Raw genomic sequence first — 1,671 nt, forward strand, 5'->3', positions numbered from 1 at the left:
GGCGCCGCGCGGCGCCTCATTCGATGGGCTGGTGCACCGTCACGAGCTTGGTGCCGTCGGGAAAGGTGGCCTCGACCTGGATGTCCGGGATCATCTCGGGCACGCCTTCCATCACGTCGTCGCGGGTCAGCACCTCCCGGCCCTCGCTCATGAGCTGGGCGACGGTCTTGCCGTCGCGGGCGCCTTCCATGACGGCGGCGGAGATCAGCGCGACCGCCTCGGGGTAGTTGAGCTTCAGGCCGCGGCCCTTGCGCCGCTCCGCCAGCAGGGCGGCGGTGAAGATCAGCAGCTTGTCTTTTTCTCGGGGCGTGAGTTCCATGGTGTTCTCTGGCTCGATCTGGGCTCGGTTCGCGCGGGCCGGCCGCGGGCGGCGGGCGTGCTGCGCCGACGGGCTGGCGCAGGATGATAGGCAGCCCCGCCATGTTGCAACAGTCGTGCCTCGCTCGGCATGAAAGCTGCACTCTGCCGCCTGTGAACGCCGACGCCTCTTCCGCCCCCGCCGCAGCCCCCGCGCCCGACGCCAGCGACGACGCGCCGCAGCGCATCGTCAAGGTCCGGCGCGACTACAACAGCTGGGTCGGCAGCGAGACGCTGGAGGACTATGCCCTGCGCTTCACGCCGCAGCGCTTTCGCAAATGGTCCGAATGGCGGGTGGCCAACACGGCCTTCGGCGCCGCCTCCTTCCTGATCCTCGAAGCCGTGGGCGCCACGCTGCTGGTGCAGTTCGGCTTCGCCAATGCCTTCTGGGCCATCGTGGCGACGGGGCTCATCATCTTCCTGGCCGGCCTGCCCATCAGCGCCTATGCGGCCCGCTACGGCGTGGACATGGACCTGCTGACGCGCGGCGCCGGCTTCGGCTACATCGGCTCGACCATCACCTCGCTGATCTACGCCAGCTTCACCTTCATCTTCTTCGCGCTGGAGGCCGCCGTGATGGCCTATGCGCTGGAGCTGGCGCTGGGCATTCCGCCGGCCTGGGGCTACCTGATCTGCGCGCTGGTGGTGATTCCGCTGGTGACACACGGCGTCTCGGCCATCAGCCGGCTGCAGATGTGGACGCAGCCCATCTGGCTGCTGATGCTGGTGGTGCCTTTTGCCTTCGTGCTGGCGCGCGATCCTGGTGCATTTGCGGGCATCACGCACTACGGTGGTGATCGCGGCGGCTCAGCGGAATTCGGATTGCACGGATTTGGTGCTGCATTGACCGTCGGCATCGCGCTCATCACCCAGATGGGGGAGCAGGCCGACTACCTGCGCTTCATGCCGGCGCGCAGCGCCGCCAACCGCGGGCGCTGGTGGGCCGCTGTGGTGACGGGCGGGCCGGGCTGGGTGGTGCTGGGCGTGGCCAAGATGCTGGGCGGGGCGCTGCTGGCCTACCTTGCCATCACCCACATGGTGCCCACCGAGCGGGCGGTGGACCCGAACCAGATGTACCTGGCCGCCTACGAATACGTCTTTCCGCACTACGGCTGGGCGGTGGCGGCGACGGCGCTGTTCGTGGTGATCTCGCAGCTCAAGATCAACGTCACCAATGCCTATGCCGGCTCGCTGGCCTGGAGCAACTTCTTCTCGCGCGTCACGCACAGCCATCCGGGCCGGGTGGTGTGGGTGGTGTTCAACGCGCTCATCGCCTTCATGCTGATGGAGATGAACGTGTTCGAGGCGCTGGGC

General features: G+C 67.9%; 2 protein-coding genes. One reads left to right on the plus strand and one right to left on the minus strand.

All coding sequences use genetic code 11. The annotated features are described in order from the left end of the window. Positions 1–16: 16 nt before the first annotated feature. Positions 17–319 carry an urease subunit gamma gene (locus NS331_RS24390; RefSeq protein ID WP_058644510.1) on the minus strand — a complete coding sequence of 101 codons (303 nt, stop codon included), beginning with the start codon at positions 317–319 and terminating at the stop codon, positions 17–19. A 101-nt stretch (positions 320–420) separates the two neighbouring features. Here NS331_RS24390 and NS331_RS24395 point away from each other — a divergent pair. Next, positions 421–1,671 (plus strand): purine-cytosine permease family protein (locus NS331_RS24395; RefSeq protein WP_369405826.1); only part of this gene is annotated, 1,251 nt, incomplete at its 3' end.

The sequence above is a fragment of the Pseudacidovorax intermedius genome, from assembly GCF_001476815.1.
Taxonomy (GTDB): domain Bacteria; phylum Pseudomonadota; class Gammaproteobacteria; order Burkholderiales; family Burkholderiaceae_C; genus Xenophilus; species Xenophilus intermedius_A.